Genomic DNA, 24,492 nt, shown 5'->3' with positions numbered 1-24,492 from the left:
CCCCTACTGCACCCCCGTCACCCGGAACTCGACGCGGCGGTTGAGGCGGCGGGTGTTTTCCTGGGCGTTGCTGGCTCGAGGCTCGCTTCCGCCCAAGCCCACGCCGCTGATGCGCCCGGGCGCCACGCCGCGCTTTACCAGATAGGCCTTCACGGCCGCTACCCGGCGCTGGCTCAGCTCCACGTTCTTCTGCGGGTCGCCCACGTTATCGGTGTGGCCGCGCAGCTCAATGGTGAGGCCGGGCGAGGCCGTAAGTAATGTGGCCAGCGTATCGAGGGCCGGAAATGAAGTAGTGAGCAGCTCGCCTTGGCCGCGCGAGAACTGCACGTTTTCCAGCTCCAGCGTCGAGCCCACCCCTAGAGGGCGCAGCAGCACGTCCTGGGCATAGGGGCCGGTGGCGGCGGCAAAGGTGGTATCGAGCGGCACGTAGCCGGGCAGGCGCAGCTGGGCGGCGTAGAGGCTGGCGGGCCGGGCCGGGAAGATGAACGCGCCACCGGCCGTGAGGGCCAGGGCCGTATCGGCGCGGGCCGAAACCGTGACGGGGCGCAGGCGTAGGCCGGCGCGGGGCAGCGGATGCAGCGTTACGGCATCGAGCACCCGGCCCCGCCACGGTGCCCGCACCGGCGCGGGGGCCGGCTCCTCAGTGGCAGTCTTGCGAAACAGGTTGCAGCCGGCCAGGTCGGTGTACACGCCCCGCCGAATCCGGGCCACCACCTTGGTTTCCATATCTACCTGATAAATGGCCTTGGGTCCGGCCAGAAACAGCCGGCGGTTACCGAATTCGTCGTTTTGCAGCAGAATACCGCTGTAGCCGCCCCGCTCGGGCAGCCCGTCGAGGGGCAGAATATCGGGGGCCGGCTGGCGGGTGTCTATGTTGATGCGCAGCAGCGAGCCGTCGGTGCTGTACACCTGATAAAGCATGCGGCGGGCGTCGAAGCAGAAGTTGGCGTGGGTGCCGGCACCGGCAAAACCCAGGGCTCCGAAGTAGCGGGCCTTCCGCAGCGGGTCGGTGCTCCAAACGGTGCTGACTTTGCTGCTGGCCGGGTTCACGCGCACCAACAGGTTGCCGTCGGAGGTGCTGAAGTACAGGTCGCCCCGGTCGTCGGTGCCGCCCGAAATCCAGACGCCACCGGAGCCCTGGGCCGGCAGCTGCCAGCTGGTGTACCCGCCCTGGCGGGTGGCGGGGTTGTAGCGATACACGTACTCGGGGGCGTTGGTGGGGGCCTTGGTTACGGCGTACAGGCAGTTGTCGAAGCCTTTGGCCAGGGCATACGACTGAAACGGCAGCACCCGCCGATGAATAACGGGCGGCTGGGCCGGGTCGAGGCTCGAAAACTCGTGAATCGTGCGGCAGTCGTCTTCCCAGGTATCGTTGTTGATGCGCAGGGCCGCAATGCCGTAGAACTTATCGTCGCAGCCCTGGGGTGGCGGCGGTGGGGGGCGGCGGCTGGGCGGGCCGGGGTTCACGAGCCGCAGCGAGGCCAGCAACTGCTGGGCGGCGGCGCGGTGCGGGTCGGGCCCGTCGGGGCCGCGGTACTCAAGGCGGTATTCGTAACCCTCGCGCCAGAGCCGGCGACCCAGTACCCGCATCCGCCGCCCACCGGCCGGGCGGGCCGTTGCGTCGTCGTAGGCATAGTCATAGCGCAGCTCCTGGAAATGGTCCTCGTCGCGCTCTTCGAGGCGGTACACCCGCGCCCGGGGCAGGCTGGCCACGTAGCGCCACACCGAGTCGAGCTGGCCGGCCTGCAACAGGTTGAGGGCTTTGCGGGCGTCGGGTAGCAGGTGCAGGCTGATGGAGGCCGTGGCGGGCGTGGTTTCCCAGTCGGGCCCCACATAAAACGTGGTGCGGTGGTTTTCGCCGGGCATCACCTGCCAGCCCGTGGGGTAGCCAAGCTGGTAGCCGCCGCGGGCGTCGGTGTAGGTCTGGCCGGCGGCATTGCTCTGGGCCCACGCCGGGCCGGGCGTGGCCAGCAACAGTAGCAGTAGCCAAATCTTTCCCCAGGCCAAATGTCCGAACCACCTCATTGCCTCAAAAATAGGCAGCCGGGCCGGATGTTACCGCTCCGGCCCGACATACTGCGCCGGTTTAGGGAGGAAGGAACCAAGGACACCTAAAAAAAACAGAGATACCCTCGCCGGCCAGCCATATCAGGCCTCAAAGGCAGCAGGTTTATTGCGTACCTTTACGCGCTTATTTGCGGAATGCCTCCGCTCCTCACTTACCCATATGAAAAAACTTTTTCTCATCACTCTGCTCTTGTCGAGCACGCTGGCGGCTTCGGCGCAGTACATGGCCGGCAAGCCCCGCAAGAAGTACGCCTTCCCGAAGAAAGACGAAGAAAGCTCTTACGTGCTCAACGTGACAAAAAACACCGACGAAGAAGCCGAAGTAGATGCCTGCGTAACCCGCGTAGCCTACCTACCCTACGTCGACCTGCTGGCCCAAATCAACGAGCTTAAGCGTATCAACAGCTGGGCCGACACCACTTACCAGCGCCGCCTGACTCAACTCCCGGCTGGTGGGCAGCTTACCGTAACTATGTATCGGCGGGGTTCCAAGAATGCCGACCCCAGCTACCTGAGCCTGCTGGCAAAGAATAAAGCCGGTGAAGAACTCCTCAACCTGCCCGAGCTACCCGCCGGCCAGGGCCGCTTCTGGAACCGCGACCTGTACATGAGCAAGCGCGTTATTCCATTTGTTAAAGTATCCAGTGAGCAGGATGTTTCCCTGACTATCAACGACGCCAAGACCCGTCAGAACTTCGAGTACATCATCAAAGCGCAGTAATTCAACGTATCAACCAAATGTGTAAAGCCCGCAACCAGTCATGGTTGCGGGCTTTACACATTTGAATATTACCTGATTCGGCTATTTCCGTAGCCGGGCCCACTGCACGGCAATGATGGTTTTAGCGTCTTCAAACTCGGTGGTGAATAATTCGCCGGCCGAGAATTCCACTGCTTCAATCCGTTCGTTCTCCGAAGCCAGCCCCCCACCGGGGCCCGTCTGCCGGCTGACTTCGGCGTAGAAGACGGTAATTATTTCGGCGCTGTTGCCGGGCGAAGGGAAGATGCGCGCAATCTGCTCCAGCTGGTCTACGTCGTAGCCCAACTCCTCCTGCAGCTCGCGACGGATGGCCGTGGCCGGCTCCTCGCCTTCATCAACCATACCAGCAGCCAACTCTACCAGCTCTTTTTCGGCTCCTACTCGGTATTGCCGGGCCAGAATGTACTGCCCGCTGCCAGTATGACGCACCAGCGCCGCCACGGCCGTGCCCGGTTCAAACCGCTCGCGCTTAAGCACCTTCTCACCATCCTGGACCCGTAATTGGCTGAGTTTGTAGTGGCCGTCGTAGGCTGTTTTGCAGTCGATAATGTGCATGAATTACGCTAGGTCAGGGTGTTAAGAAAAGGTGGCCGGTTATTTGCGGCGAGCCGGGGCAGCGGCCGGACGTCCTGTGCCGCGCCGGCTCGCCCATCAGAGGCCCATTATACGTCTTTATCGGCGCTGTAAAACTAAAAAGCCCGATCTTTGCCGGCGGATATATTCCCGTGTCATTTTCGCCGCCTACTGGCGGCTGCTTTTTTTCCCTTAGATGTCGTTCGACGAACTCAACCTGATTGAGCCTATCCTCCGTGCCCTGCACGAGGAAGGTTACACTACCCCTACCCCTATTCAGCAGCAGGCCATTCCGCAGGTGCTGGAAGGCCACGACTTGCTGGGCATCGCCCAGACCGGCACCGGTAAAACGGCCGCTTTCACCGTGCCCATTCTTCAGATTCTGCACCAAACGGCCCAGGTAGAGCGCCACGCGCCCGGCCGCATCCGGTGCCTGGTGCTTACTCCTACCCGCGAGCTGGCCATCCAGATCGGGGAGAGCTTTAAATCGTACGGCCGCCACCTGCCCAAGCTGCGCTCTACCGTTATTTTCGGTGGCGTGGGCCAGCACCCGCAGGTACAAATCCTCAAGCGGGGCGTCGAGGTGCTTATTGCCACGCCCGGCCGCCTGCTCGACCTGATGAGCCAGGGCTTCGTGGATTTGCGCCAGGTGGAGGTGTTCGTGCTCGATGAAGCCGACCGCATGCTCGACATGGGCTTCATCAACGACATCAAGCGCATTCTGCCCAAGCTGCCCGCCAGCCGCCAGACGCTGTTCTTCTCGGCCACCATGCCCGGCCAGATTCAGGAGCTGGCCGGCAGCATTCTGCGGCCCAACCCCGTGAAGGTGGCCGTAACGCCCATCTCGAGCACTGCCGAAACCGTGACGCAGGCCGTGTACATGGTCGATAAGAACGACAAGGCCGACCTGCTCGAACACGTGCTCCAGGACAAGAACATCCGCCGCGTGCTGGTGTTCACGCGCACCAAGCACGGAGCCGATAAGGTGGTGAAAACGCTGGCCAAGGCAAACATTCCGGCCGAAGCCATTCACGGTAACAAGTCGCAAAACCACCGCCAGCGGGCCCTGTCCAACTTCAAGGCCGGCTCGACCCGCGTGCTGGTCGCCACCGACATTGCCGCCCGTGGCATCGACGTAGATGAGCTGACCCACGTCATCAACTACGAAATCCCGAACGAGCCCGAAACCTACGTGCACCGCATCGGCCGTACCGGCCGCGCCGGCGCCGATGGCACGGCCCTTTCCTTCTGCGAAGATGAGGAGCGCGCTTACCTGCAGGACATTCAGAAGCTCATCCGCCGGCAGGTGCCGGTAGTGCAGAGCCACCCCTACGCCACATCGGCGGTGCAGCCCGTGCCGTTAACCGGCGGGCCGCCCATCAAGCGCCCTAAGGGCCCGGCTGGTCGTCCGGCCCGTCCGGGTCGTGAAGGTGGCCAGCAGGGCGGTGGTGGCCGTGGCCGTGAGGGCCAGCGCCCCGCCAGCGGAGGAAGCCGTGAGAGCAGCCCGCGCAGCCAGACCAGCAGCCAGGCCGGCCGTGGGGAAAGCCAGCGCAACCCGGCTAGCGGAGGCTCGTCGCGAGGCGGTAGCAGTAGCGGTCGGGGTCGGGGCGGCAGCCGGTAGGCTCCGCAATACCCTGTCCGCTGCTGCCAGGTGTTTTTTGGTCCGGCAGTAGCGCAACTCCCAGCATTGTAGCCCCATTGTTGCCCGTTTAGCGGGCAGCGGTGGGGTTTGGTGCGTAGAGGATGGATGTGGTCAGACCAGTTGAGCAGGTTTAGCCGAGGCCGGCAAACAAAAAGGTAGCCGGCAGCTTATCATAGTATATATTCCCGCTCCAGAACCGTTTTTTCTTCTCCGTTATGGCTCAACGCACCCTTCCCGTTATTCAGGCCCTGCGCGATACGGCTCAGCGCCTTGCTACCCAAGCCCCCTACCAGTGGGGCCATATGGGCAGCTGCAACTGCGGCCATCTGGCCCAGACTGTTACTCGTCTTACCAAAGCCGAAATCCATACCCGGGCTATGCAGCGCTACGGCGACTGGGAGCGGCAGCTGCTTGACTACTGCCCCACCAGCGGCTTGCCCATTGATGAGACTATCGACGAGATGCTGGCTCTGGGCTTCAGCCGCGCTGATCTGACGCACCTGGAGCGCCTCTCCGACCCGGCCATCCGGGCGGCTATTCCGTTCGCGCGCCGCAACGCCCTGCGCCACAATCAGCGCGACGACGTGGTGTTCTACCTACGTACCTGGGCTGATCTGCTGGAGACTGAGCTGCTGGCCACCATTGAATTGCCCAGCCTGGTGCCGGTAGCAGCTCTGGTAACTGCGCAGGCTTAGGCCCGGGAGAGTTATAATAGCATAAGCACAAAAGCCCCGCTGGCAGCTGCCGGCGGGGCTTTTAATTTGACCTGATTTCCGTAGCGGAAGGAGTATTAGTAATTGACGTTGCTCCGCTGCGCCTCACGGTACTGTTCGGAGCGGTGGCTACGCTTATAGGCCGCATCGGCATTGGGGTCCTTTTCCGGGTCGGGGGCTTGGGTGCAGGACGACAGAATCAGCGAAGCGCCAGCGGCGAGGAGAACGAGCAGACGAAGATTTTTCATGTCCCAAAGGTACGCACCAGACCTAAACCGGGCAAATCCATCATTGCCTCCTTTCCGTACCCTATGCATGGTGAGGCACTCGGCTTATATAACGGATGTAAACCGACCATCCAGTACGGCAACCCGACTGGCTTGCTATCGGGTCTATTTACAATTAACAACAGGACATGAGGCTGCCACTAGCTACCCCGTAACAATTTTTGGAGCTGAAACGTGGGGGTGAACTGCCGCTTGCCACCTGATCATGGCCTTCGTTGGATATAGCAGGGACAGACCAAGCTTCACTAAGTGTATTAGCGGCACCGCGGCAGTTGCAAGTAGCACTTTATAGATTCAGACTACCGACAAACTTATTAGCAAGCAAGCGCAGCTAGCAGTTGGAATCCGGTAGGTATATTCTTTGCACTTAATATGTAGCTATAGGCATAATGACACTATACTATACCAAAGACTAACACCTTTACCACTGGTTCACCACTTACGCTATTATAATCTGAATAACAGATGATTGCATTACGTGATACAACAATGCTAGTAATCATGTTAGCAGAATATATATCAGGATATTTCTAATATAACACAGCACTTCACCGGGCATAAGTAGCTAATAAAACAGCGCCCGGCGAAGTATGCTATCAGCCGGAACAAACGCATACTGCCAAATTGTATTCCACCCTTAAGACCGGTTTTTAGGGTGTGCGGCCCAAGCAACCAACACGGAAAACATGCAGTTGCGTTTTCGTGCGTTCACGGACAATGAAGTAGCCATTGACAGCTTGGCGCACGAGCAATAAAACCAACCCAGGACTTGCGCTAAATGGTTGCGCAAGTACCTAGCGCGAGGCTCCAGCTTTGCGTATTCGTTGAGACTAATCTATTGGCCTTCAGCGACGATGCGTAAAGCTGAAGCTTCGCCCTACAGCCCCCTTGGGTAAGTCCTGTAACAATACGTCAGCTACAAAGCCACAGCCTGCACTGCACCAGCACTTGCCTAAACTTCCAACAGCTAAAGGGGAGCCCGATTCTTCCGGCTCTCAGGGTATTCTAGGCCCCGGTTTCAGGCCGGAAATCTGTGAACGTGCCATCCTGGTAGAAAAGCACAATCCGGCGGATACTCTTACCCGGCTCCGCCAGCGCATAGGCCAGGTCGGCTCCGGCGGGCGTAGCAGCGGGCGTGGCAAGCGGTGCCGAGGCTACTGGAGCTGCCGGGGCTGCCGGGAGGGGCCATGTGGGCTGCTTAGGGGCCTCTACAGGCTCCGCAGCTACCGCTGGGGGTGCAAGGGTGGCTATCGGTGCCGGGGTGGGTACTGGCACTACCGCTGAAGCCGGCTCGGTATCCGGCCGGGCGCTAGCCCCCGCTGGGCCGGCGGCAGCAGTGGGTTTTGCGGCATGAGGCGCTGTAGGGCGCTCCAGTATTGGCCCGACCCCATTCAGCAGCCAGCTAAGCGAGAGGTCGGGAAAGGCCGCAATAATCTTCTGGACTACCTCCAGGCTGGGCTTATTGCGCCCGCTCAGGATGTGGCTCACAACGGGCCGGGATACGCCGATAGCATCGGCAAATTGCGAGGAGCTGAGCTCCCGCACGCGCAACAACTCCTGAATCCGGTCGAGCATAAGCAATTCAGCTGGTTTACAAATGTAGCCATTCGAAGTGAACCACCAACTGCCCTGCCAACCCTCGGTTCATCTGCCACCCCTATTTACACCTGTAATATCAAGTTTAGAATAGTAAATAATGTTAAACAATACACTTCCATACTAAACAAATGTTACCATCGCATATTATCTCTCTTCTTCGCATGTCTGGACTATTGGTACGTAGCTGTGCGAAATTTTTCGAAGCCAGACACCTTCCTGCCGCTCGGCTATATGCTTGCTGTTCCTTCTACAAGCCCATGCTATTTACTTGTACCAGCAAGCAGCGGCGTTGCTGCCAACCAGAAGGCAACACGAAAAAGCCCCCACCCTGCGCTTGTCGCGGGGCGGGGGCTTTCGACTTACTTATTCGTCGCCTTAAAGGGCGGCAGCTTATCAGTTGAAATACTCCTTGGCCAGGGCCTTATCATGACCATAAATATCGTCGCGGAAGTGCACCTTACCATCATCGTCTACCCACGTAGTGAAATACACCAGGTACACGGGTAGTTTCTCAGGCAGAGTTACATACTTCTCCTCGCGGGTGGCAATGGCATCCTCAATAGCCTGGGCGTCCCAGCCGGCCTTGTTGCGCAGCAGGTATTCGGCCAGACGCAGAGGTTCGGCTACTCGTACGCAACCATGGCTAAAGCCCCGCTTGGTCTGGCTGAAAAGCTCGTCGTTGGGGGTGTCGTGCAGGTAAATGTCATTGGAGTTGGGGAAGATAAACTTCACGTCGCCTAGGTCGTTTTTGGGACCGGGGCGGCGGCGCAGCGTATATTTCCAGTCCTTCTCCTGCAGGTTGGCCCAGTCGATGCTGCTGGCGTCAACGGGCGTGGCCTTGGCACCCCAGCCCTTCACCACTTCCATATCGAGGCGGTCGAGGGTGCCCTGGGGATTAGCCGCCAGCTTCGGACGCAGCTCCTTATCGATGATGCTGAAGGGCACATTCCAATAGGGTGCCATCACTACGAACTCCACTTTGTCGGAAAAGATGGGCGTAGCGTTCAGCCGCTTGCCCACGATAACGGGCATTTTGAAGGCTTCCTTGCCATCTTCCACCACATGCAGCGTGTACTCGGGAATGTTCACCAGCAGATAGTCGGGTTCGAATTTCTTCGGAGTCCAGCGCCAGCGCTCCATGTTCATCATAATCTGCTGAACACGTTGCCCCAAGGGCACGTTGAGCTCGCGCAGGGTTTCACCTCCCACTACCCCATCGGGCTTGAGGCCGTTAAGGCTCTGAAACTCCTTTACGGCAGCTACCAGCTGTGGGTCGTAGACCTGGGCAGCTGGAGCCGGAGCAGCCGGCTGACCGGGCTTGTTGGCTACGGCCACGGCGGGCGTTTCGCTTGCCGGAGCAGTAGCCTCGGGGCCCAGCAAACGACCGCGCAATGCTGCTACGGCCGGCGAGGTGGCGCCGGGCTTGAGGCTGGTAGCCGCCGGAATGGCCGGCCAGCCTCCCTTGCGCTCCATCGCCCGGTAGTCGGCTAGGGCCTTTTTCAGCCGGTCATACTCCGGGTGCAGGGGTTCGAAATCATAGTAGCCATAGGTACTTTCACGCTCCTTCAGAATAGTCATCAGGGCCTTGTGCAGCTTCACCTTGTTGCGCTTCACATCCCAATCAATGGCCTTAACGGCCCGCGGATCCACGGTGCCCTTGTAAAAGTCGGAGGCGTAATTGAAGTACGTAGCCGATAAAGCCACGTCAATCTTCTTTTCCAGCGCGTTGCGGCGGGTCGTATCATTCCGGGCGGCCTCCAGCTCCTTCAGCAGCGGGTCGAAGTTTACCACCTGGTAGTCCTTGGGGTTAAGGCCCTCTTCGGCGGCTTTGCCGATGACGCCAAGCATAGTTTCGGCCTGGGGCACGAGCTCGTGGTCGCGGAACCAGCCCAATTGGAATTCGCGGGCTTTGTAGAACTTCTTGGCCCAATCAATCTGTGGCTTAAAGCGGGGCTCGGTCGTCATGTACCGGACGATGTACACGCTGTCGAGCGTGGGCTGGAGGCCGGCGGGCTTGCGCAGCGCGTCGGGCAGGGCGGCCTGAACACCTTCCTTCACGCGGGCCTGCTGATCCTGGCTGCACGAAGTGGTGGCCGTCAGCACGAACAAGGCAAGCAGCCAGACACCGAAAGAGGTACGAAAAAGAGAAAGAGAGGATGGAATCATGAGAAAGGAAATCGGGAAAGAAACAGCGAAACAAGAACCACTTTCGTGCCAATGAAGCCAGCGAATGAAGTTCGGGCTTTCTACTGCGTTTAGGACAGCGGAGTTGCCACTGAGGCGCATCTTTCCCAGTGTCGCAAGTTAACAGAATTCGCCTGACTCGAGCCACGGCTTATCACCTTCCCACGGCCCGCGGCATCGATTCTGCCGCAGCGGGCGTATTAGGTCTGCGAGGCGGCGGGCCGGGTCACGCACCCGGCTATTGCTGCCATGCGGCCCCGCTCCTACTTTATGCGCGCTCCGCCGCACGCCTTCGATTTCACTTTTCGACTTTCCGAACCAATGCTTGATTCTTCCGGCCTTCAATCTTCCGTCCCCATCGACCCGCACAGCCACGCCCGCCCCGCCGAAGTCAGCGTCCGGCACCTGGCCCTGCACCTGACGGTAGACTTCGCCACCCAGACCCTGACTGGCCACGCCACCTGGCAGCTGAACCGCTCCAACGCGGCGGCCACCGAGCTGGTGCTCGACTCCCGCGACCTGCTCATCGAAGAAGTGCTGCTCGGCGACGCTGATGCCGGCACGCCCACCGATTTCGAGCTGGGCCCCGCCGACTCGGTGCTGGGCCAGGCCCTGCGCATAGCGCTGCGCCCCAACACTACGGCCGTAACCGTACGCTACCGCACGGCACCGGGCGCGGCGGCGCTACAGTGGCTGCGGCCCGAGCAGACGGCCGGCACCCAGCCGTTCCTGTTCACGCAGTCGCAGGCTATTCTGGCCCGCACCTGGCTGCCCTGCCAGGATTCGCCGGGCGTGCGCTTCACCTACGAGGCCCAGATTGCGGTGCCGGCCGAGCTGCTGGCCCTGATGAGCGCCAGCAATCCGCAGCAGCTCAGTCCCGACGGCCGCTACCACTTCCGGATGGAGCAACCTATTCCGGCCTACCTGATGGCGCTGGCCGTGGGCGATTTGCAGTTTGAATCCCTGAGTGCGCGCACGGGCGTGTACGCCGAGCCGGCCACGCTGCCGGGGGCCGTCGATGAGTTTGCCGACCTGGAGCAGATGGTGGCCACCGCCGAGGAGCTGTACGGGCCCTACCGCTGGGAGCGGTACGATTTACTGGTGCTGCCGCCCTCCTTCCCGTTCGGGGGCATGGAAAACCCGCGCCTCACCTTCGTAACGCCCACCATTCTGGCCGGCGACCGAAGCCTGACCAGCCTCGTAGCCCACGAGCTGGCCCATTCCTGGAGCGGCAACCTGGTCACCAACGCCACCTGGAACGACTTCTGGCTCAATGAGGGCTTTACGGTGTACTTCGAGCGGCGGATTATGGAGCGCCTCTACGGCCGGCCCTACGCCGACATGCTCCAGGCCCTGGGCCACGCCGGACTGCTACACACCCTGGCCGACCTCGGCCCCGACAGTTCCGACACGCACCTGCACCTGAATCTGGCCGGCCGCGACCCTGATGAGGGCCTGACCGACATTGCCTACGAGAAGGGCGACTACTTCCTACTGACGCTGGAACAGCTGGTGGGCCGGCCCGCCCTCGACACCTTTATTAAGGAGTACTTCGGCCGCCACGCCTTCCAAAGCATGGACACGGCCTCGTTTCTGAGCTACCTCCACCGCGAGCTGCTCGATAAACACCCCGGCCTGGAGGCCCGGCTCCGGCCCGAAGCCTGGATTTACGGTCCCGGCATCCCCGATAATGCGCCGCCGGTTAGCTCGGAGCGGTTTGCGGCCGTGGACGCAGCCGGCCAAAGCTGGCAAGCCGGCACCCCCGCCAGCCGCCTGCCCACTGCCGACTGGAGCAGCCACGAGTGGGTGCGGTTTCTGCACAGCCTGCCCACCGAGGCAAGCGCGGCGCAACTCGGCGAGCTGGACGCCGCCTTCGGCTTTACCGATTCGGGCAATTCCGAAATTTTGGCCGCCTGGCTGCCACGCACCATTGCGGCCGGCTATGCCCCGGCCGAGCAGGCCCTGCACCGCTTCCTGATCCGGGTGGGCCGGCGCAAGTTTCTCACCCCGCTCTACAAAGCCCTGCTGGCCGCCCCCACCGACGGCCCCGCCCGGGCCCGCCGACTGTACGCCGAGGCCCGCCCCAACTACCACACCGTTGCCACCAGCACCCTCGATGCGCTGCTGGGCCGCCCGAACGGCGGGTAATTCATTTTTTTTAGCAAAGCAGCGGACCCTTTTCGGCGCTTTTTTGTTTATTACCCCTTCGCCGTGCCCCAATTGGGGGCCTCCGAGTTCCCCTATCGGGGTACGAAATTGTTGTTTTGTTTTCCGGAAGAAGTACGCGTGGCCCGAACCTTGCTCAGGTTTGGGCTCCGGATGCTGTTTTTTTCCGCCGTTTAAAGTTGCTTTCTGTTTTGAAAAACGTCCGACCGCTCGGCAAGCTTATTGCCATTGGTGGCAACGAGGATAAGGGTACCTATCCCAATCCCCGCACCAAGAAGAAATACTACCTCAACTTCTTTGAGCTGGGTATCCTCAAGCGTGTAGTGCTCGAATCGGGGCACGAAGACCCGCGCATTGAGGTTATCACCACCGCCTCGATGATTCCCGACGAGGTGGCCCGCGTTTATATTTCCTCGTTCACGATGCTTAACTGCAACAACGTGAACGTGCTCGACATTCGTACCCGCGAAGATGCCCTGCGCCCCGACTACGTGGAGCGCATCCGTCAGGCCGACATTGTGCTGATGTCAGGCGGCAACCAGTCGCGGCTGACGGATATTTTCGGCGGCACCGAGTTTCTGGCCGCTCTCCGGCACCGCTACCAGACGACGCCCAACTTTGTGGTGGCTGGCACTTCGGCCGGAGCCATGGGCATGTCGAAAACCATGATTAAGGGTGGCAGCGTACCCGACGCCCTGATGAAAGGGGCCGTGAAAATGGGCAGCGGGCTGGGCCTGATTGATAACGTCATCATCGACTCACACTTCGTGAAGCGTGGGCGCTTCGGCCGGCTCATCGAAGCCGTGGCCCTGCATCCCAAGCTCATCGGCATTGGGCTGGGCGAGGATACGGGCATGCTCATCACCGGGGGCAACCAGCTCGAAACCATCGGCTCGAATATGGTCGTGATTATGGACGGACACCAGCTGGAGCATAGCAACGCCGCCGCCGCCCAAAAGGGCGAAGGCATTTCGGTGGAGAATATGCTGCTGCACGTGCTGGTGCAGGGCAACCTCTACGATGTGCAGGAGCGGCGCTTCTATCCCAACCTGAAGCTGCGGCAGCAAGCGGCCGAATCGGCCCTCATTACGGCCAACCAACCTGCTAACGCACCCGCATAGGCAGATTAGAAGACTTTATCCAAATGTAAAAAAGACCTGTTTCTGATCCAGAAACAGGTCTTTTTTACATTTTCAACAGGCTGCCCCTCTATTGTTTGACGGGTGCTGGCGCGGCCGGGTATCGGCGAAGGCCAACTGGCGCGGCTACTCCTTATATATAGGGCGCAGAAAAGCGACGCGGCTCAGCTCTTGTAAATGGCCACGAAGGGGGCGACGTCCTGCGAGGTCTGGCTGGCGCGGTACATGCCGTCGGAGTTGAAGGGCAGCGCCACATTGCCGGCCGCATCTACGGCCACCAGCCCGCCCTCGCCCCCGATGGGCGCCAGCTTATCGTGCACTACTATGCGGCAGGCTTCAGCTAAGCTAAGGCCTTTGTACTCCATCAGGCAGCTGATGTCGTGGGCTACCATGGCTCGCAGGAAAAACTCACCGTGGCCGGTGCAGCTGATGGCGCAGGTGCGATTATCGGCGAAGGTGCCGCTGCCGATGATGGGCGAGTCGCCGATGCGGGAGTAGCGCTTGTTGGTCATGCCGCCGGTGCTGGTAGCGGCAGCCAGGTTGCCGTGCTGGTCGCGGGCCACGGCTCCTACTGTGCCCATTTTCTTTTTCGGGTCTTCGCCCCCGCCGGTTTGGCTCTGGGCCTGCGAGTGGTCGAGGCGCATGCGGCCTTCCTGCAGCGCCTCCTGCAGCTGGTCGTAGCGGTGCTGGGTAAAAAAGTACTCGGCCGGCTGCATGGCCAGGCCGTGCTCGCGGGCCAGCTCGTCGGCGCCGGGCCAGGCCAGCAGCACGTGCTCGGTCTGCTCCATTACCAGGCGGGCGGCCCGGATGGGGTTTTGTACCTGCCGGGCCCCAGCCACGGCCCCGGCCGCCCGGTTGCGGCCGTCCATAATGGCGGCGTCCATTTCGTGGTGGCCTTCGTGGGTGAAGACCGCGCCCCGGCCGGCATTGAACAGCGGGTGGTCTTCGAGACAGAGCACGGCCTGCTCCACGGCATCGAGAGCCGAGCCGCCGCCGGCCAGCACGGCGTAGCCGCTGCGCAGGGCCTCGTGCAGGGCGGCCTGGTAGGCCTGCTCTTTTTCGGGTGTCATCAGGGCGGGCGAAATGGTGCCGGCACCGCCGTGCAGGGCCAGAGCGAAAGATGGAGTCATGGGGTAAAAATATTTGGGTGGACGGGGAAAAGCGCAAGGCAAAGGTAGGCAGCCCGATGGGGCCGGCGGCCGGGCCAGTGCCTCAAATGGGCCCGAACCAACCGCGTTTTTTTTCGTAGGTTTGGTTTACTGTTTTCAACATCCTCAACACCCCAACAGACCTACTACTATGGCTTACGAAGCTACCGGCCGCCTGCACGAAATTTTCGACGAACAGCAGGTGAGCGAAAAATTCCGCAAGCGCGAATTCGTGCTGGAAGTCATTGACGGCCAGTACCCCGAACATATCAAATTTCAGACGGTACAGGACAAAACGGCCCTCATCGACCCCTACAAGGTGGGCGACGAAGTGAAGGTGTCGTTTAATCTGCGCGGCCGCGGCTTCAACAAGAACGGCCAGATGCTTTACTTCACCAACCTCGAAGCCTGGCGCATCGAAAACTCTGCCGGTGGCGCTGCTGCTCCTCAGCAGGGTGGTTACCAGCAGGCCGCCCCGCGCGCTGCTGCCGCCCCCGCTCAGAACCAGAACCCCAACCTGCGCGCTTCGGCCGCCCCGATTGCCTCGGACGACGACAACGACCTGCCCTTCTAATTTCTGAGAAGCTAGTAGACAGGAGTCAGAAGCTGGAATCTGTTCTGGCGCTCTACCCTTCTGGCCCTTAAATTTTAGATTCCGAAAAAAATAAAGCCGCTGCCGCAACTGGCAGCGGCTTTTTCGTGCCGTGCGGCTAATATCTCACGTTGCGCTGCTGTCCCCTCCTACTCAATATGTCTATGCACACGCTTACGCAATTGCGAGCCGGCGAGCTGGCCGGCGCTACCCGGCTGGATTTAGCTGAGGGCCTGACCGATTTTCCGCAGGAAATATTTACCCTAGCCGATACGCTGGAAGTGCTCAACCTCTCGGGCAATGCCCTGCGCGAGCTGCCTGCCGACCTGCCCCGCCTGCACCGGCTACGGGTACTGTTCGCCTCCGACAACAAGTTTGAGCGCGTGCCCGAGGTGCTGGGCCAATGCCCGAACCTGGAGATGGTGGGCTTCAAGGCCAACCGCATCCGGGAGCTGCCGGGCGCGGCGCTGCCGCCGCAGCTGCGCTGGCTCATCCTCACCGACAACGCTCTGGAGGCCCTGCCCCCGGAAATTGGCAACTGCCCGCGCCTGCAGAAGCTGATGCTGGCCGGCAACCGCCTGCATACCCTGCCGCCCGAGCTGGCTCGCTGCACCAACCTGGAGCTGCTGCGCCTGGCCGCCAACGAGCTGCTCGAGCTGCCCACCTGGCTGCTGACGATGCCGCGGCTGAGCTGGCTGGCTTTCGCCGGCAACCCGCTGACCGCCGGAGCCGAGGCCGCCGCCGAAGTCCACCCCGCCCGCCCGGCCATTGCTTGGACCGAGCTGCAGCTTCGGGAAGTGCTGGGCGAGGGCGCATCGGGCGTGATTTACCGCGCCGAATGGCAGACTGCTTCAGCGGCCTCGCAGCCGGTGGCGCTGAAACTGTTTAAGGGCGCCGTGACGAGCGACGGGCTGCCGCACTCCGAAATGCTAGCCTGCCTCAACGCCGGCCTCCACCCCAACCTGATTGCTGTGGAAGGTAGGCTGACCGGCCACCCGGCCGACACCGAGGGCTTGGTGCTGGAACTGATTGACCCGGGATTTACCAACTTGGCCGGCCGCCCACCCTGGCCAGCTGCACCCGCGACGAGTACGCGCCCACGGCCCAATTCGAGCTGTCCGCGCTGCTGCGGCTGGCCGCGGCATTGCCGCGGCGGCGGCCCACCTGCACGGCCGCGGCATTATGCACGGCGACCTGTACGCCCACAACATTCTCGCAACCGACGCGGGCACGGCCTTGCTGGGCGACTTCGGGGCGGCCGGCTTCATGCCACCAGCCAACCCCGAGGCCGCCGATCTTTTGCCCCGCCTCGAAAGCCGGGCCTTCGGCAATCTGCTGGAAGAGCTGCTCGACTGTTGCCTGCCCCGGCCTGAAACCGCCGCCACCGTAGCCGAGCTGCGCGACTGGCAGGCCCGCTGCCAGCAGCCCCGGGTAGCAGCGCGGCCCCGGCTGGCCGAGGTAAGCCAGCGGCTGGCCGAATTGCAGCGGCGGTTGGTGGACTGAAACCCCGGAGTGGGTTTTCTACGTTCTATCTGCGCTGGCGCAATTGTTGATGACCGGCGGCCGGGCCACGCGTTTGCCTTCGGGCAACCTAACCGGGCGAAATCCGGCCAGCCCATCAATCTGGCTTCCGTATTAGCTCCTCTGCCTACCAAGCATTTTAGCATAATTCCTTTATGAGTTCAGATTCCTTGCGGCCGCTGGCGGGCCAGACGGCCCTGGTAACCGGCGCAACCAGCGGTATTGGCCTGGTGACGGCCCGCGAGCTGGCCCGCCAGGGAGCCCGCGTAGTGCTGGTCGGCCGCGATACCGAGAAGGCCGCCCGCGCCCAGGAGGCCATCCAGCAGGCTGCCGGGCCCGCTGCGGCGGTACACGTCAAGTGCTTCGATTTGTCGCTGCTGCGCAATGTGCGTACGCTGGCCGAGCAGATGCAGCAGGAATTCAGCCAATTAGATATTCTGGTAAATAACGCCGGCATCATGCCCGGCCGCTTCACCCTCACCGACGAAGGCCACGAGCTGAGCTGGGCCACCAACCACCTGGCCCCCTACGCCCTCACCAACCTGCTGCTGCCGCTACTCGAAGCGGCCAAACGAGCCCGGGTGGTTACCGTTTCTTCGGTGGCGCACTGGGTGGGCGAAATTGAGCCGGAACAGGAGGCGCGCAACTCACCCGAAAAATACAGTTGGCTGACGGCCTACGCCGATTCCAAGCTGGCCAACATCCTGTTCACCAAGGAGCTGGCCCACCGCCTCGACCTGACCTCCATTACGGCCAACTGCCTGCATCCCGGCATGGTGGATACGGCCCTGATGCGCGCCGACACCTCGGCCGTGATGAAGGCCATGTGGTGGATGGCCCGGCCCCTGATGATTGCGCCCGAAAAAGGCGCCGAAACCACCCTCTTCCTGGCCGCCGCACCCGAAGCGGCCCGCCTCAACGGGCAGTATATCACCGGCCGGCGGATAGCCCGCTGCTCCGACCGGGCCAGCAGTTCGACCGAAGCCAGCCGCCTGTGGCGGATTTCGGCCGAGGAAACCGGTATCGAATAAAGCCGCCGGCAGGTCAACGGCGAAAGCAACGTTTGGCAGATAGCATTTTCGGACATTTTGGGCTTTCCGGCTGTTTGCTCGCTATGGATTTACTCGAACTTATCCGGCAGGGCGAGGGCGAGCGGCTGGAATTCAAGCAGCGCACCACCCACCCCACGCGCATTGCCCGTACGCTGGCCTCGCTGGCCAACACCCGCGGCGGCCGGGTGCTGGTGGGCGTTGATGACCAAGGCCGCGTAATGGGCGTGCGCGACGTGGAGGAGGAACTCTACCAGTTGCGCGAGGCCGCCCGCCACTACATCGACCCGCCGCTGGACGAGCAGCTGCAGTTTCGGGCCGTGGAAGACCACGAGGGCCGGACGGTGCTGGTGGTAACCGTGCCCGAAAGCGCCACCAAGCCCCACCGCGCCCAGGTGGCCGACGGCGACTGGCGGGCCTACGTGCGGGTGCATGACCAGAGTGTGCAGACCAGCCAGCTCACCGAGAAAGTACTGGAACGCGAAGCCGCCCCCGAAACCGGCCGCTTCGAACGGATTCCGCTCAACCGCGAAGAGCTGGCCGTGCTGGAGTACCTGCGCCAGCATCCGCGCATCACGCTGGCCCAGTACCAGAAGCTGCTCAACATTGGTCAGCGCCGCGCCCACCGCAACCTCATCAAGCTCACGCTGCACGGCTACATCAAGCACCACGACAAGCAGAAAGAGGTCTACTACACCTTCTAAAACCTGCCTGAAAACCAGAAAGGCGCTGCAACCAAAGTTGCAGCGCCTTTCTTATGGCCTGTCAGTGGCAGCAGACTAATCCTGCTGACGGGACTTAAGGGCCTTCTTCTCGTCTTTGGCCGCCTTTTTCTCCTTGGTAGTCTTGGCGGGCTCCTTCTTTTTCTCTTTGCGGGGTTCCTGGGCTTTAGCCATAGTGGTAGGTTTTAGGGGTGAATTCGTTCAAGATAAGGCCTTGCCGGGAATGGAAGCGGATTTGCGGGTCCGCGCGGCAGGGCAGAACCCGAAGTTACGCCATATTGGGCAGGTACCGCTCCTGCAAAAGCTGCAGATGATGGGCCTCGTGGCCGGCCAGCATATACGCCAAGGCGCGCACGCTCACCGGCCGGTCGCTGGCCGTGCCAATCCGCTCGGCCGCCGCCGTGCCAAACGACTCAAACAGGCAGAGCGAAGCGGCCCGCACAGCGTCGTACTCGGCCAGAATACCGGCCAGCGGGCGGGCATCAGCCTCCGACAGGGGCACGTAATCGTCCTGCTCGTAGCCGGGCAGCGGGGTGGTATCGCCGCGGCCTATGCGCAGGGCGCGGTAGACGAAAATGCGCTCCGTATCAATCATATGCACCAGTTTTTCCTTGATGCTCCACTTGCCCGGCGCGTACCTGAACAGGGCCTGCTCGTCGCTGAGATTCGCCAGCAGCTGGTGCAACACCGGGGGCTGGGTGCGCAGGGCCTGCAGCGGGTCGGGGCCAGCCAGGCGCACGTAGTTGGCGTAGAATGGGGCGTACTCGGTGGCGGCGGGCGGGGTCAGAAACGGGTTCATGGACCGAAGATAGGGCATTACGGCAAATGACTGCTGACGAGGCGCAGGCGGCAACGCTGGCCCGCGTCGGCGCGTACACCGGGTCATCTCAACTTATTTTCGCTTTATGTCTTCACTTGTCGAAAAGGGCCTTTCGATTTCCAAAAACGCGTTCTTCAGCGTCTTCATCAACAAAGCCGGTAAGCTGCTGGGCCGCCCGTTCAAGGTCATCCTCGTGCTCAACGAAGTGGCCAGCAAGCTCGCCAGCAAAGAAAGCGGCGACAACAAGTTCAAGCAGCTCTTCTCGGTGGCCTTCACGCTGGTGCGGCTCGTGCGCCGCTACGTCAGCGGCGACTACCGGCAGGTAGAAACCAGCACTATCGTTTCGGGCCTGGGCGTGTTGCTTTACGTGCTTAGCCCGATTGACTTGGTTCCCGATTTCATCCCCGTAGTGGGCTTTTTGGACGATTTAGCCCTGATTAGCTGGTTCGTCAGCAAGTTCCAAGGCGAACTGAAAAGCTTCCGCGAGTGGGAAAATACCCATGCCGCCGACGAAACCAACGAGGTTTCAGCCGACAAAAAGCCCAACGAATCATACACCAAGGCCGAAAACCTACCTGCCGTAGCCGAGTTAGGTCACTCCTAAATCACAGACATTGCGGACCTTCAGATGAAGGTGAGTACGCTGATTGCTAATCACTGATTTTCGCTGATTAGATTGATCACGCTGCTATTTTGACGCCCGCCCGGTTTCCGGGTGGGCGTTTGTCGTTTGCTCTGCGTCCCTCCGCGGAAAACTCTGCGCACCTCTGTGGGAAACAACGCCTGCGCTATTGAACACTACCACAAACAGCTAAAACCGTAATTTAGCGTCCTGATATTTCCATCCATTTCCGTTTTCATGACCTTACGCTCCCGGCTGGCGCTGCTGGCCCTCACCCTCCTCACTACCCTATCGGCCCGCGCCGATGAAGGCATGTGGCTGCCGCTACTGCTCAAGCAACTCAACGAGGCCGACATGCAGAAAAAAGGCCTCAAGCTGACGGCTGAGCAGATTTACTCCATCAACCAGGGCAGCCTCAAAGATGCCATCGTGCAGTTCGGCGGCGGCTGCACCGGCGAAATCATCTCCGATCAGGGCCTGCTGCTCACCAACCACCACTGCGGCTACGGCCAGATTCAGAGCCACTCGTCGGTCGAAAACGACTACCTCACGAAGGGCTACTGGGCCATGACGCCCGGTCAGGAACTGCCCAACCCGGGCCTCACGGCCACCTTTATCGTGCGCATGGAAGACGTGACGAGCCAGGTGCTGGCTGGCGTTCCGGCCACCGGTATTGCCGAGGCCCAGCGCGAGCAGCTCGTGCAGCAGAACAGCCAGCGCGTGGCCCAGGCCGCCGTGCAGGGCACCGGCTACCAGGCCTTCGTGCGGCCCATGTTCAATGGCAACGAGTATTACATGTTCGTAACTGAGGTGTTCCAGGACATCCGGCTGGTGGGCGCGCCGCCGAGCAGCATCGGCAAGTTCGGGGGCGACACCGACAACTGGGCCTGGCCCCGCCACACCGGCGACTTCAGCCTGTTCCGCATCTATGCCGGCCCCGACAACAAGCCGGCCCCCTACTCGCCCGATAATAAGCCCTTCAAGCCCCGCTACCACCTGCCCATTTCGCTGGCCGGCGTGCAGCCCGGCGACTTCACGATGGTGTTCGGCTTCCCCGGCCGCACCAACGAGTACCTCACCAGCTGGGGCGTCGATGAGGTGTATTCGCTGTCGAACCCCGCCAAAATTGCCATTCGCGATGCCAAGCTGAAGGCGCTCGACACCGATATGAAGGCTTCTGACAAGGTGCGGATCCAGTACGCGGCCAAGTATGCCAGCCTGGCCAACTACTGGAAAAAGTGGATTGGTGAGAACCGCGGCCTGCGCAAGCTCGACGCCGTGCGCGTGAAGCAGCAGCGCGAAGCCGAATTTCAGCGCTGGGCCGAATCGGGTGATGCCGCCCGCCGCGCTACTTTTGCCGGTCTGCTGCCCGAACTGCAGCGCAACTACGCCCAGGGCCGCGACTACACTCTGGCCCGCGACTACGTGAGCGAGGCCGCGCTGGGCGTGGAGCTGGTGGCCTACGCCAACAGCCTGCAGCCGCTGCTGGAGCTGGCCGGCGGCAAAGTGCCCGCCGCCGAACTAGCTACCGCCGTGGAAAAAGCCAAAAAGGGTACAACCAGTTTCTTTAAGAATTACAGCGCCCCCACCGACCAGAAGGTAGCTACTCAGCTGCTACCGCTCTACGCCAACGGCACCCCGGCCGCGCTGTTGCCGGCCTACGTGAAGGAGCTGCAGAAGCAGTACGCCACAACCGGCTGGGCCGCCTACGTGGCCCAGCTCTACGGCAAGTCGCGCCTGACTTCGGAAGCCAGCGCGCAGGTCGTGCTCGACGAGGTAGCGGCCGGCAAGTCTGATGCGCTGCGCCAGGACCCGGCGTTGAAGCTTGCGGCGGCCATTGTGAACAACTACCGCACGGCCATTCTGCCCAACTACAACGTGTCCACCGACCAGATTGCCCTGCTCCAGCGCACCTACGTGGCCGGCCTGCGCCTGCAGCAGCCCGAGCGGAAATTCTACCCCGATGCCAACTCTACCCTGCGCCTCGCCTACGGCCAGGTAGCCGGCTACGAGCCCGCCGACGGCGTGAAGTACGATTTCTACACGACCCTCGACGGCATCATGGAGAAGGCCGACCCCACCAACCCCGAGTTTGAAGTACCGGCTCGCCTCGCGGAATTGTACCAGACCAAGGACTACGGCCCCTACGCCTACAAGGGCTCGGTACCAGTGGCCTTCATTGCCACCAACCACACGACCGGCGGCAACTCTGGCTCACCCGTCATCAACGGCAACGGCGAGCTGATTGGCATCAACTTCGACCGTAACTGGGAAGGCACCATGTCCGACATTATGTTCGACCCCGACCGCGTGCGCAACATTACCCTCGACGTGCGCTACATGCTGTTCGTGGTGGATAAATACGCCGGTGCCGGCCATCTGGTGAAGGAAATGACCCTTGTCGGGGCCTCGGATTCGGCTACCGATGCTACGCCGGACAAGAAGTTGAAGAAGGTGAAAGTGAAGCGCAAAAAGGCCTAGCAGCCCCGCGCACTCATATGTAGCCCGGCAGGCAGCCCGTGGTGGAAGTTGTTACGACAACTCCCGCCGCGGGCTGCTTTCGTTTTGTGCTGGCCAGCTACTGTAAAAACTCCTGCGGCAGCCGTAGCTTTAAGCACTGCCACTGCTTTTACTACTGCCCGTGCGCCCCCTCCCGCTCCTTGTACTTGCCCTGCTGACTGCTGGCCCGCTGCTGGCCCAGCCCTCCACCCCAGCCGCTCCCGCTGCTTTGCTGCTGCGGCCCGCCGCCGTATTCGATGGTCAGACCCTGCACCCCGGCTGGGCCGTACTGACGGAGGGCGACAAAATAAAGGCCGTGGGGCCAGCGGGCCAGCTAACGGCCCCGGCTGGCACCCGCACCCTGGAACTGCCGGGCCTCACGCTGCTGCCGGGCCTGATTGAGGGCCATAGCCACCTGCTGCTGCACCCTTACAACGAAACGCCCTGGAACGACCAGGTACTGCTCGAATCGGAAGCTCTGCGCGTGGCCCGGGCCACGGCCCACGCCCGCGCCACCCTCGAAGCCGGCTTCACCACGGCCCGCGACCTGGGCAGCGAAGGGGCCGGCTACGCCGATGTGGGCCTCAAACAGGCAATTGACCGGGGCCTGATTCCGGGGCCGCGGCTGCTGATAGCCACCCGCGCCCTGGTGGCCACCGGCTCCTACGGGCCCAAGCTTTCCGTCGATATCGAGGTGCCCCAGGGAGCCCAGGAAGCCGATGGGACCGATAACCTCATCCGGGCCGTGCGCGAGCAAATCGGCAAAGGCGCCGACATCATCAAAGTGTACGCCGACTACCGCTGGGGCCCCAACGAGCCCAGCCGGCCCACGTTTTCGCAGGACGAATTGAACCTGATTGTGCAGACCGCCCGCAGCGCCGGCCGGCCCGTGGTAGCCCACGCCGGCACGCCCGAAGGCATGCGCCGCGCCACCCTGGCCGGCGTGCAAACCATTGAGCACGGCGACGGCGGCACCCTGGAAATTTTCAAGCTGATGAAGCAGCGCGGCGTGGCCCTGTGCCCTACCGTAGCTGCCGGCGACGCCGTGGCCCAGTATCGGGGCTGGCAGAAGGGCGTTGGTCCCGAGCCCGAACGTATTCAGCAGAAACGCCTCAGTATGAAGGCCGCGCTGCAAAGTGGCGTAGAGCTAGCCATTGGCGGCGACGTAGGCGTGTTTGCCCACGGCGACAACCTGCGTGAAGCCGAGCTGCTGGTGCGCGAATACGGCCTGACGAGCCTACAGGCCCTACGCGGCCTCACTAGCACCAACGCCCGCCTCTTCCAGCTCCCCGACCGTGGCCAGCTCCGCCCCGGCCTACTGGCCGATATGGTCGCCGTGTCGGGCGACCCAACCCAGGATATCAGCACGTTGCGGCAGGTGCGGCTGGTGGTGAAGGGCGGGGTTATGGTGGAAAAATAGACCTGTCATTCCGAGCGGAGCGAGAAATCTGGAGCGCGGCAAAAACTCCCATTATATGAGTTCCCGTTGCACTCCAGATTCCTCACTCCGCTCGGAATGACCGTTCTGATTTGTAGCCCTAGGGCCGCTCCATCCCCATCTCGCCCAATTGCCCGGCGTACTTATCATAAATCACCCGTAAGTCCTGGGCGTGCTTGCCGGCATCGGTGCCGATGCTGACGTTGTTGTCGTGGAAGCGGTGCAGGTGGCTGATGTGGGGGCAGATGACGGGCAGATGGCCGGCCAGCAAAAAGCGCACGTAGAGGTCGAGGTCTTCGGCCATTTCGATTTGCTCGTCGTAGCCACCCACTGAATCGAACAGCTCGCGGCCGTAACAGACGTTGCCCTGGATGAAGTGCTCGGCCCGGAAAATGGCCCGCAGCATATCCTGGGGCGAGTCGAACTGCCAAGCATAATAGTCGTCAGCGGGCAGGTAGCGGCGGTTCTGGTCGACGCGCAGGAAATCGGCTACCAGCCAGGGGCGGTTGGGGTGCTGCTCTATTTGCTGGCCGTAGTGAAACAGGGTGCGCTGGAGCAGCAAATCGTCGTCGTCGAGCGGTACAATCCAGGCGTCAGCGGGCGCGTCGTGCTTAATGAGCAGGTTGCGGGCGGGTCCGGCGCGCAGCAGCTCGGGTTGGGGGCGCACCCGCAGCGGCGGGCCGGGCTGTTGGACGGCCTCGCGCAGGTAGCTGGCCGTGTCGTCGGAGCAGGCGTTTTCGCAGACCAGGTGCTCAAATGAGAAGTCGAGCGGGGCCGAAACGCTGGCCCGGACGCTGGCCACGGCTTCGGGCAGGTAGGCGTGGCGGTTGTGGGTGGGGGTGATAACGGAGAAGTGCATGGCTTCTATTCCGGCAAACCCCGAAAAAAGTTGTGTTCCGGTTCACGGGCTGATTTTCGCCCCCAGCAAATTGGTTGACGGGCTGGCGCTAT

The 24,492-nt window shown here is 61.9% G+C and carries 20 protein-coding genes and 2 pseudogenes; 14 read left to right on the top strand and 8 right to left on the bottom strand.

Going from position 1 to position 24,492, the window contains the following annotated elements:
• Positions 1 to 3 precede the first annotated feature (3 nt).
• A complete protein-coding gene (locus D0N36_RS02580; RefSeq protein ID WP_116939486.1) occupies positions 4 to 2,025 on the bottom strand; it encodes an OmpA family protein in 2,022 nt (673 codons plus the stop codon).
• Positions 2,026 to 2,227: 202 nt separating this feature from the next.
• Between D0N36_RS02580 and D0N36_RS02575 the strand changes: the two genes are divergently transcribed.
• Positions 2,228 to 2,788, top strand: coding sequence for a hypothetical protein (locus tag D0N36_RS02575; protein WP_116939485.1), 561 nt, complete (start codon positions 2,228 to 2,230; stop codon positions 2,786 to 2,788).
• 81 nt (positions 2,789 to 2,869) lie between these two features.
• Here the strand turns inward: D0N36_RS02575 and D0N36_RS02570 are convergent, their stop codons facing one another.
• Positions 2,870 to 3,382: an NUDIX hydrolase gene (locus D0N36_RS02570; RefSeq protein WP_116939484.1), complete on the bottom strand. Its 513-nt coding sequence runs from the start codon at positions 3,380 to 3,382 to the stop codon at positions 2,870 to 2,872.
• Positions 3,383 to 3,596: 214 nt separating this feature from the next.
• Between D0N36_RS02570 and D0N36_RS02565 the strand changes: the two genes are divergently transcribed.
• The gene (locus tag D0N36_RS02565; RefSeq protein WP_116939483.1) at positions 3,597 to 5,021 is read left to right on the top strand and encodes a DEAD/DEAH box helicase; all 1,425 of its coding nucleotides are present in this window, start codon (positions 3,597 to 3,599) and stop codon (positions 5,019 to 5,021) included.
• A gap of 236 nt (positions 5,022 to 5,257) precedes the next feature.
• The gene (locus tag D0N36_RS02560) at positions 5,258 to 5,737 is read left to right on the top strand and encodes a hypothetical protein (RefSeq protein WP_116939482.1); all 480 of its coding nucleotides are present in this window, start codon (positions 5,258 to 5,260) and stop codon (positions 5,735 to 5,737) included.
• A 95-nt stretch (positions 5,738 to 5,832) separates the two neighbouring features.
• On the opposite strand, the gene D0N36_RS02555 is transcribed toward D0N36_RS02560, so the two are convergent.
• The 3 genes from D0N36_RS02555 to D0N36_RS02545 all read right to left on the bottom strand — a co-directional run bounded on the left by D0N36_RS02555 (position 5,833) and on the right by D0N36_RS02545 (position 9,807).
• Positions 5,833 to 6,003, bottom strand: a complete 171-nt coding sequence (locus D0N36_RS02555) for a hypothetical protein (protein ID WP_190242483.1) — start codon at positions 6,001 to 6,003, stop codon at positions 5,833 to 5,835.
• Between the two features lie 1,044 nt (positions 6,004 to 7,047).
• Complete coding sequence (locus D0N36_RS02550) at positions 7,048 to 7,617, bottom strand: helix-turn-helix domain-containing protein (RefSeq protein WP_116939481.1); 570 nt, start codon at positions 7,615 to 7,617, stop codon at positions 7,048 to 7,050.
• 417 nt (positions 7,618 to 8,034) lie between these two features.
• The gene (locus tag D0N36_RS02545) at positions 8,035 to 9,807 is read right to left on the bottom strand and encodes a L,D-transpeptidase family protein (protein WP_116939480.1); all 1,773 of its coding nucleotides are present in this window, start codon (positions 9,805 to 9,807) and stop codon (positions 8,035 to 8,037) included.
• Between the two features lie 339 nt (positions 9,808 to 10,146).
• Between D0N36_RS02545 and D0N36_RS02540 the strand changes: the two genes are divergently transcribed.
• Both D0N36_RS02540 and D0N36_RS02535 read left to right on the top strand, forming a co-directional pair.
• Entirely contained in the window at positions 10,147 to 11,973 is a 1,827-nt protein-coding gene (locus D0N36_RS02540; protein ID WP_116939591.1) for a M1 family metallopeptidase, read from the top strand.
• Between the two features lie 209 nt (positions 11,974 to 12,182).
• A complete protein-coding gene (locus D0N36_RS02535; RefSeq protein WP_116939479.1) occupies positions 12,183 to 13,112 on the top strand; it encodes a cyanophycinase in 930 nt (309 codons plus the stop codon).
• A 182-nt stretch (positions 13,113 to 13,294) separates the two neighbouring features.
• On the opposite strand, the gene D0N36_RS02530 is transcribed toward D0N36_RS02535, so the two are convergent.
• Positions 13,295 to 14,260: an isoaspartyl peptidase/L-asparaginase family protein gene (locus tag D0N36_RS02530; RefSeq protein WP_116939478.1), complete on the bottom strand. Its 966-nt coding sequence runs from the start codon at positions 14,258 to 14,260 to the stop codon at positions 13,295 to 13,297.
• A gap of 169 nt (positions 14,261 to 14,429) precedes the next feature.
• Here D0N36_RS02530 and D0N36_RS02525 point away from each other — a divergent pair, with 169 nt between their 5' ends.
• From D0N36_RS02525 to D0N36_RS02505, 6 genes and pseudogenes are all read left to right on the top strand, one after another.
• Positions 14,430 to 14,852 carry a DUF3127 domain-containing protein gene (locus D0N36_RS02525; RefSeq protein WP_116939477.1) on the top strand — a complete coding sequence of 141 codons (423 nt, stop codon included), beginning with the start codon at positions 14,430 to 14,432 and terminating at the stop codon, positions 14,850 to 14,852.
• A 176-nt stretch (positions 14,853 to 15,028) separates the two neighbouring features.
• A pseudogene (locus D0N36_RS20210) lies at positions 15,029 to 15,529 on the top strand (leucine-rich repeat domain-containing protein); the annotation flags it as partial.
• Between the two features lie 370 nt (positions 15,530 to 15,899).
• Positions 15,900 to 16,070, top strand: a pseudogene (locus tag D0N36_RS20205) (hypothetical protein); the annotation flags it as partial.
• A 99-nt stretch (positions 16,071 to 16,169) separates the two neighbouring features.
• Entirely contained in the window at positions 16,170 to 16,373 is a 204-nt protein-coding gene (locus D0N36_RS02515) for a hypothetical protein (RefSeq protein ID WP_199798297.1), read from the top strand.
• 173 nt (positions 16,374 to 16,546) lie between these two features.
• Positions 16,547 to 17,422 (top strand): SDR family NAD(P)-dependent oxidoreductase, encoded by an 876-nt coding sequence (locus tag D0N36_RS02510; protein ID WP_116939476.1) that lies wholly within the window; start codon positions 16,547 to 16,549, stop codon positions 17,420 to 17,422.
• Positions 17,423 to 17,505: 83 nt separating this feature from the next.
• On the top strand, positions 17,506 to 18,144 hold the full coding sequence (locus D0N36_RS02505; RefSeq protein WP_116939475.1) for an AlbA family DNA-binding domain-containing protein: 639 nt from the start codon (positions 17,506 to 17,508) through the stop codon (positions 18,142 to 18,144).
• A gap of 286 nt (positions 18,145 to 18,430) precedes the next feature.
• On the opposite strand, the gene D0N36_RS02500 is transcribed toward D0N36_RS02505, so the two are convergent.
• A complete protein-coding gene (locus D0N36_RS02500; RefSeq protein ID WP_116939474.1) occupies positions 18,431 to 18,961 on the bottom strand; it encodes a DinB family protein in 531 nt (176 codons plus the stop codon).
• Positions 18,962 to 19,067: 106 nt separating this feature from the next.
• Between D0N36_RS02500 and D0N36_RS02495 the strand changes: the two genes are divergently transcribed.
• The 3 genes from D0N36_RS02495 to D0N36_RS02485 all read left to right on the top strand — a co-directional run bounded on the left by D0N36_RS02495 (position 19,068) and on the right by D0N36_RS02485 (position 23,523).
• Complete coding sequence (locus D0N36_RS02495; RefSeq protein ID WP_116939473.1) at positions 19,068 to 19,586, top strand: YkvA family protein; 519 nt, start codon at positions 19,068 to 19,070, stop codon at positions 19,584 to 19,586.
• Between the two features lie 255 nt (positions 19,587 to 19,841).
• Complete coding sequence (locus D0N36_RS02490; protein ID WP_116939472.1) at positions 19,842 to 22,085, top strand: S46 family peptidase; 2,244 nt, start codon at positions 19,842 to 19,844, stop codon at positions 22,083 to 22,085.
• A gap of 160 nt (positions 22,086 to 22,245) precedes the next feature.
• Positions 22,246 to 23,523: a metal-dependent hydrolase family protein gene (locus D0N36_RS02485; protein ID WP_410504149.1), complete on the top strand. Its 1,278-nt coding sequence runs from the start codon at positions 22,246 to 22,248 to the stop codon at positions 23,521 to 23,523.
• A 118-nt stretch (positions 23,524 to 23,641) separates the two neighbouring features.
• Here the strand turns inward: D0N36_RS02485 and D0N36_RS02480 are convergent, their stop codons facing one another.
• Positions 23,642 to 24,400: a glycosyltransferase family 2 protein gene (locus D0N36_RS02480; protein ID WP_116939471.1), complete on the bottom strand. Its 759-nt coding sequence runs from the start codon at positions 24,398 to 24,400 to the stop codon at positions 23,642 to 23,644.
• Between the last annotated feature and the right edge of the window lie 92 nt (positions 24,401 to 24,492).

This window comes from Hymenobacter lapidiphilus (genome assembly GCF_003417065.2).
Classification (GTDB): Bacteria; Bacteroidota; Bacteroidia; order Cytophagales; family Hymenobacteraceae; genus Hymenobacter.
Note: the sequence above shows the minus strand (reverse complement) of the source record. Positions and strands in the feature narration are given on the sequence as shown.

Bases quoted from the DNA above. Each gene is read 5' to 3' on its own strand.
- D0N36_RS02575 (WP_116939485.1), top strand. From the start codon at position 2,228: ATGAAAAAACTTTTTCTCATCACTCTGCTCTTGTCGAGCACGCTGGCG.
- D0N36_RS02550 (WP_116939481.1), bottom strand. From the start codon at position 7,617: ATGCTCGACCGGATTCAGGAGTTGTTGCGCGTGCGGGAGCTCAGCTCC.
- D0N36_RS02560 (WP_116939482.1), top strand. From the start codon at position 5,258: ATGGCTCAACGCACCCTTCCCGTTATTCAGGCCCTGCGCGATACGGCT.
- D0N36_RS02565 (WP_116939483.1), top strand. From the start codon at position 3,597: ATGTCGTTCGACGAACTCAACCTGATTGAGCCTATCCTCCGTGCCCTG.
- D0N36_RS02540 (WP_116939591.1), top strand. From the start codon at position 10,147: ATGCTTGATTCTTCCGGCCTTCAATCTTCCGTCCCCATCGACCCGCAC.
- D0N36_RS02570 (WP_116939484.1), bottom strand. From the start codon at position 3,382: ATGCACATTATCGACTGCAAAACAGCCTACGACGGCCACTACAAACTC.
- D0N36_RS02530 (WP_116939478.1), bottom strand. From the start codon at position 14,260: ATGACTCCATCTTTCGCTCTGGCCCTGCACGGCGGTGCCGGCACCATT.
- D0N36_RS02510 (WP_116939476.1), top strand. From the start codon at position 16,547: ATGAGTTCAGATTCCTTGCGGCCGCTGGCGGGCCAGACGGCCCTGGTA.
- D0N36_RS02525 (WP_116939477.1), top strand. From the start codon at position 14,430: ATGGCTTACGAAGCTACCGGCCGCCTGCACGAAATTTTCGACGAACAG.
- D0N36_RS02500 (WP_116939474.1), bottom strand. From the start codon at position 18,961: ATGAACCCGTTTCTGACCCCGCCCGCCGCCACCGAGTACGCCCCATTC.
- D0N36_RS02580 (WP_116939486.1), bottom strand. From the start codon at position 2,025: ATGAGGTGGTTCGGACATTTGGCCTGGGGAAAGATTTGGCTACTGCTA.
- D0N36_RS02480 (WP_116939471.1), bottom strand. From the start codon at position 24,400: ATGCACTTCTCCGTTATCACCCCCACCCACAACCGCCACGCCTACCTG.
- D0N36_RS02505 (WP_116939475.1), top strand. From the start codon at position 17,506: ATGGATTTACTCGAACTTATCCGGCAGGGCGAGGGCGAGCGGCTGGAA.
- D0N36_RS02545 (WP_116939480.1), bottom strand. From the start codon at position 9,807: ATGATTCCATCCTCTCTTTCTCTTTTTCGTACCTCTTTCGGTGTCTGG.
- D0N36_RS02555 (WP_190242483.1), bottom strand. From the start codon at position 6,003: ATGAAAAATCTTCGTCTGCTCGTTCTCCTCGCCGCTGGCGCTTCGCTG.
- D0N36_RS02495 (WP_116939473.1), top strand. From the start codon at position 19,068: ATGTCTTCACTTGTCGAAAAGGGCCTTTCGATTTCCAAAAACGCGTTC.
- D0N36_RS02490 (WP_116939472.1), top strand. From the start codon at position 19,842: ATGACCTTACGCTCCCGGCTGGCGCTGCTGGCCCTCACCCTCCTCACT.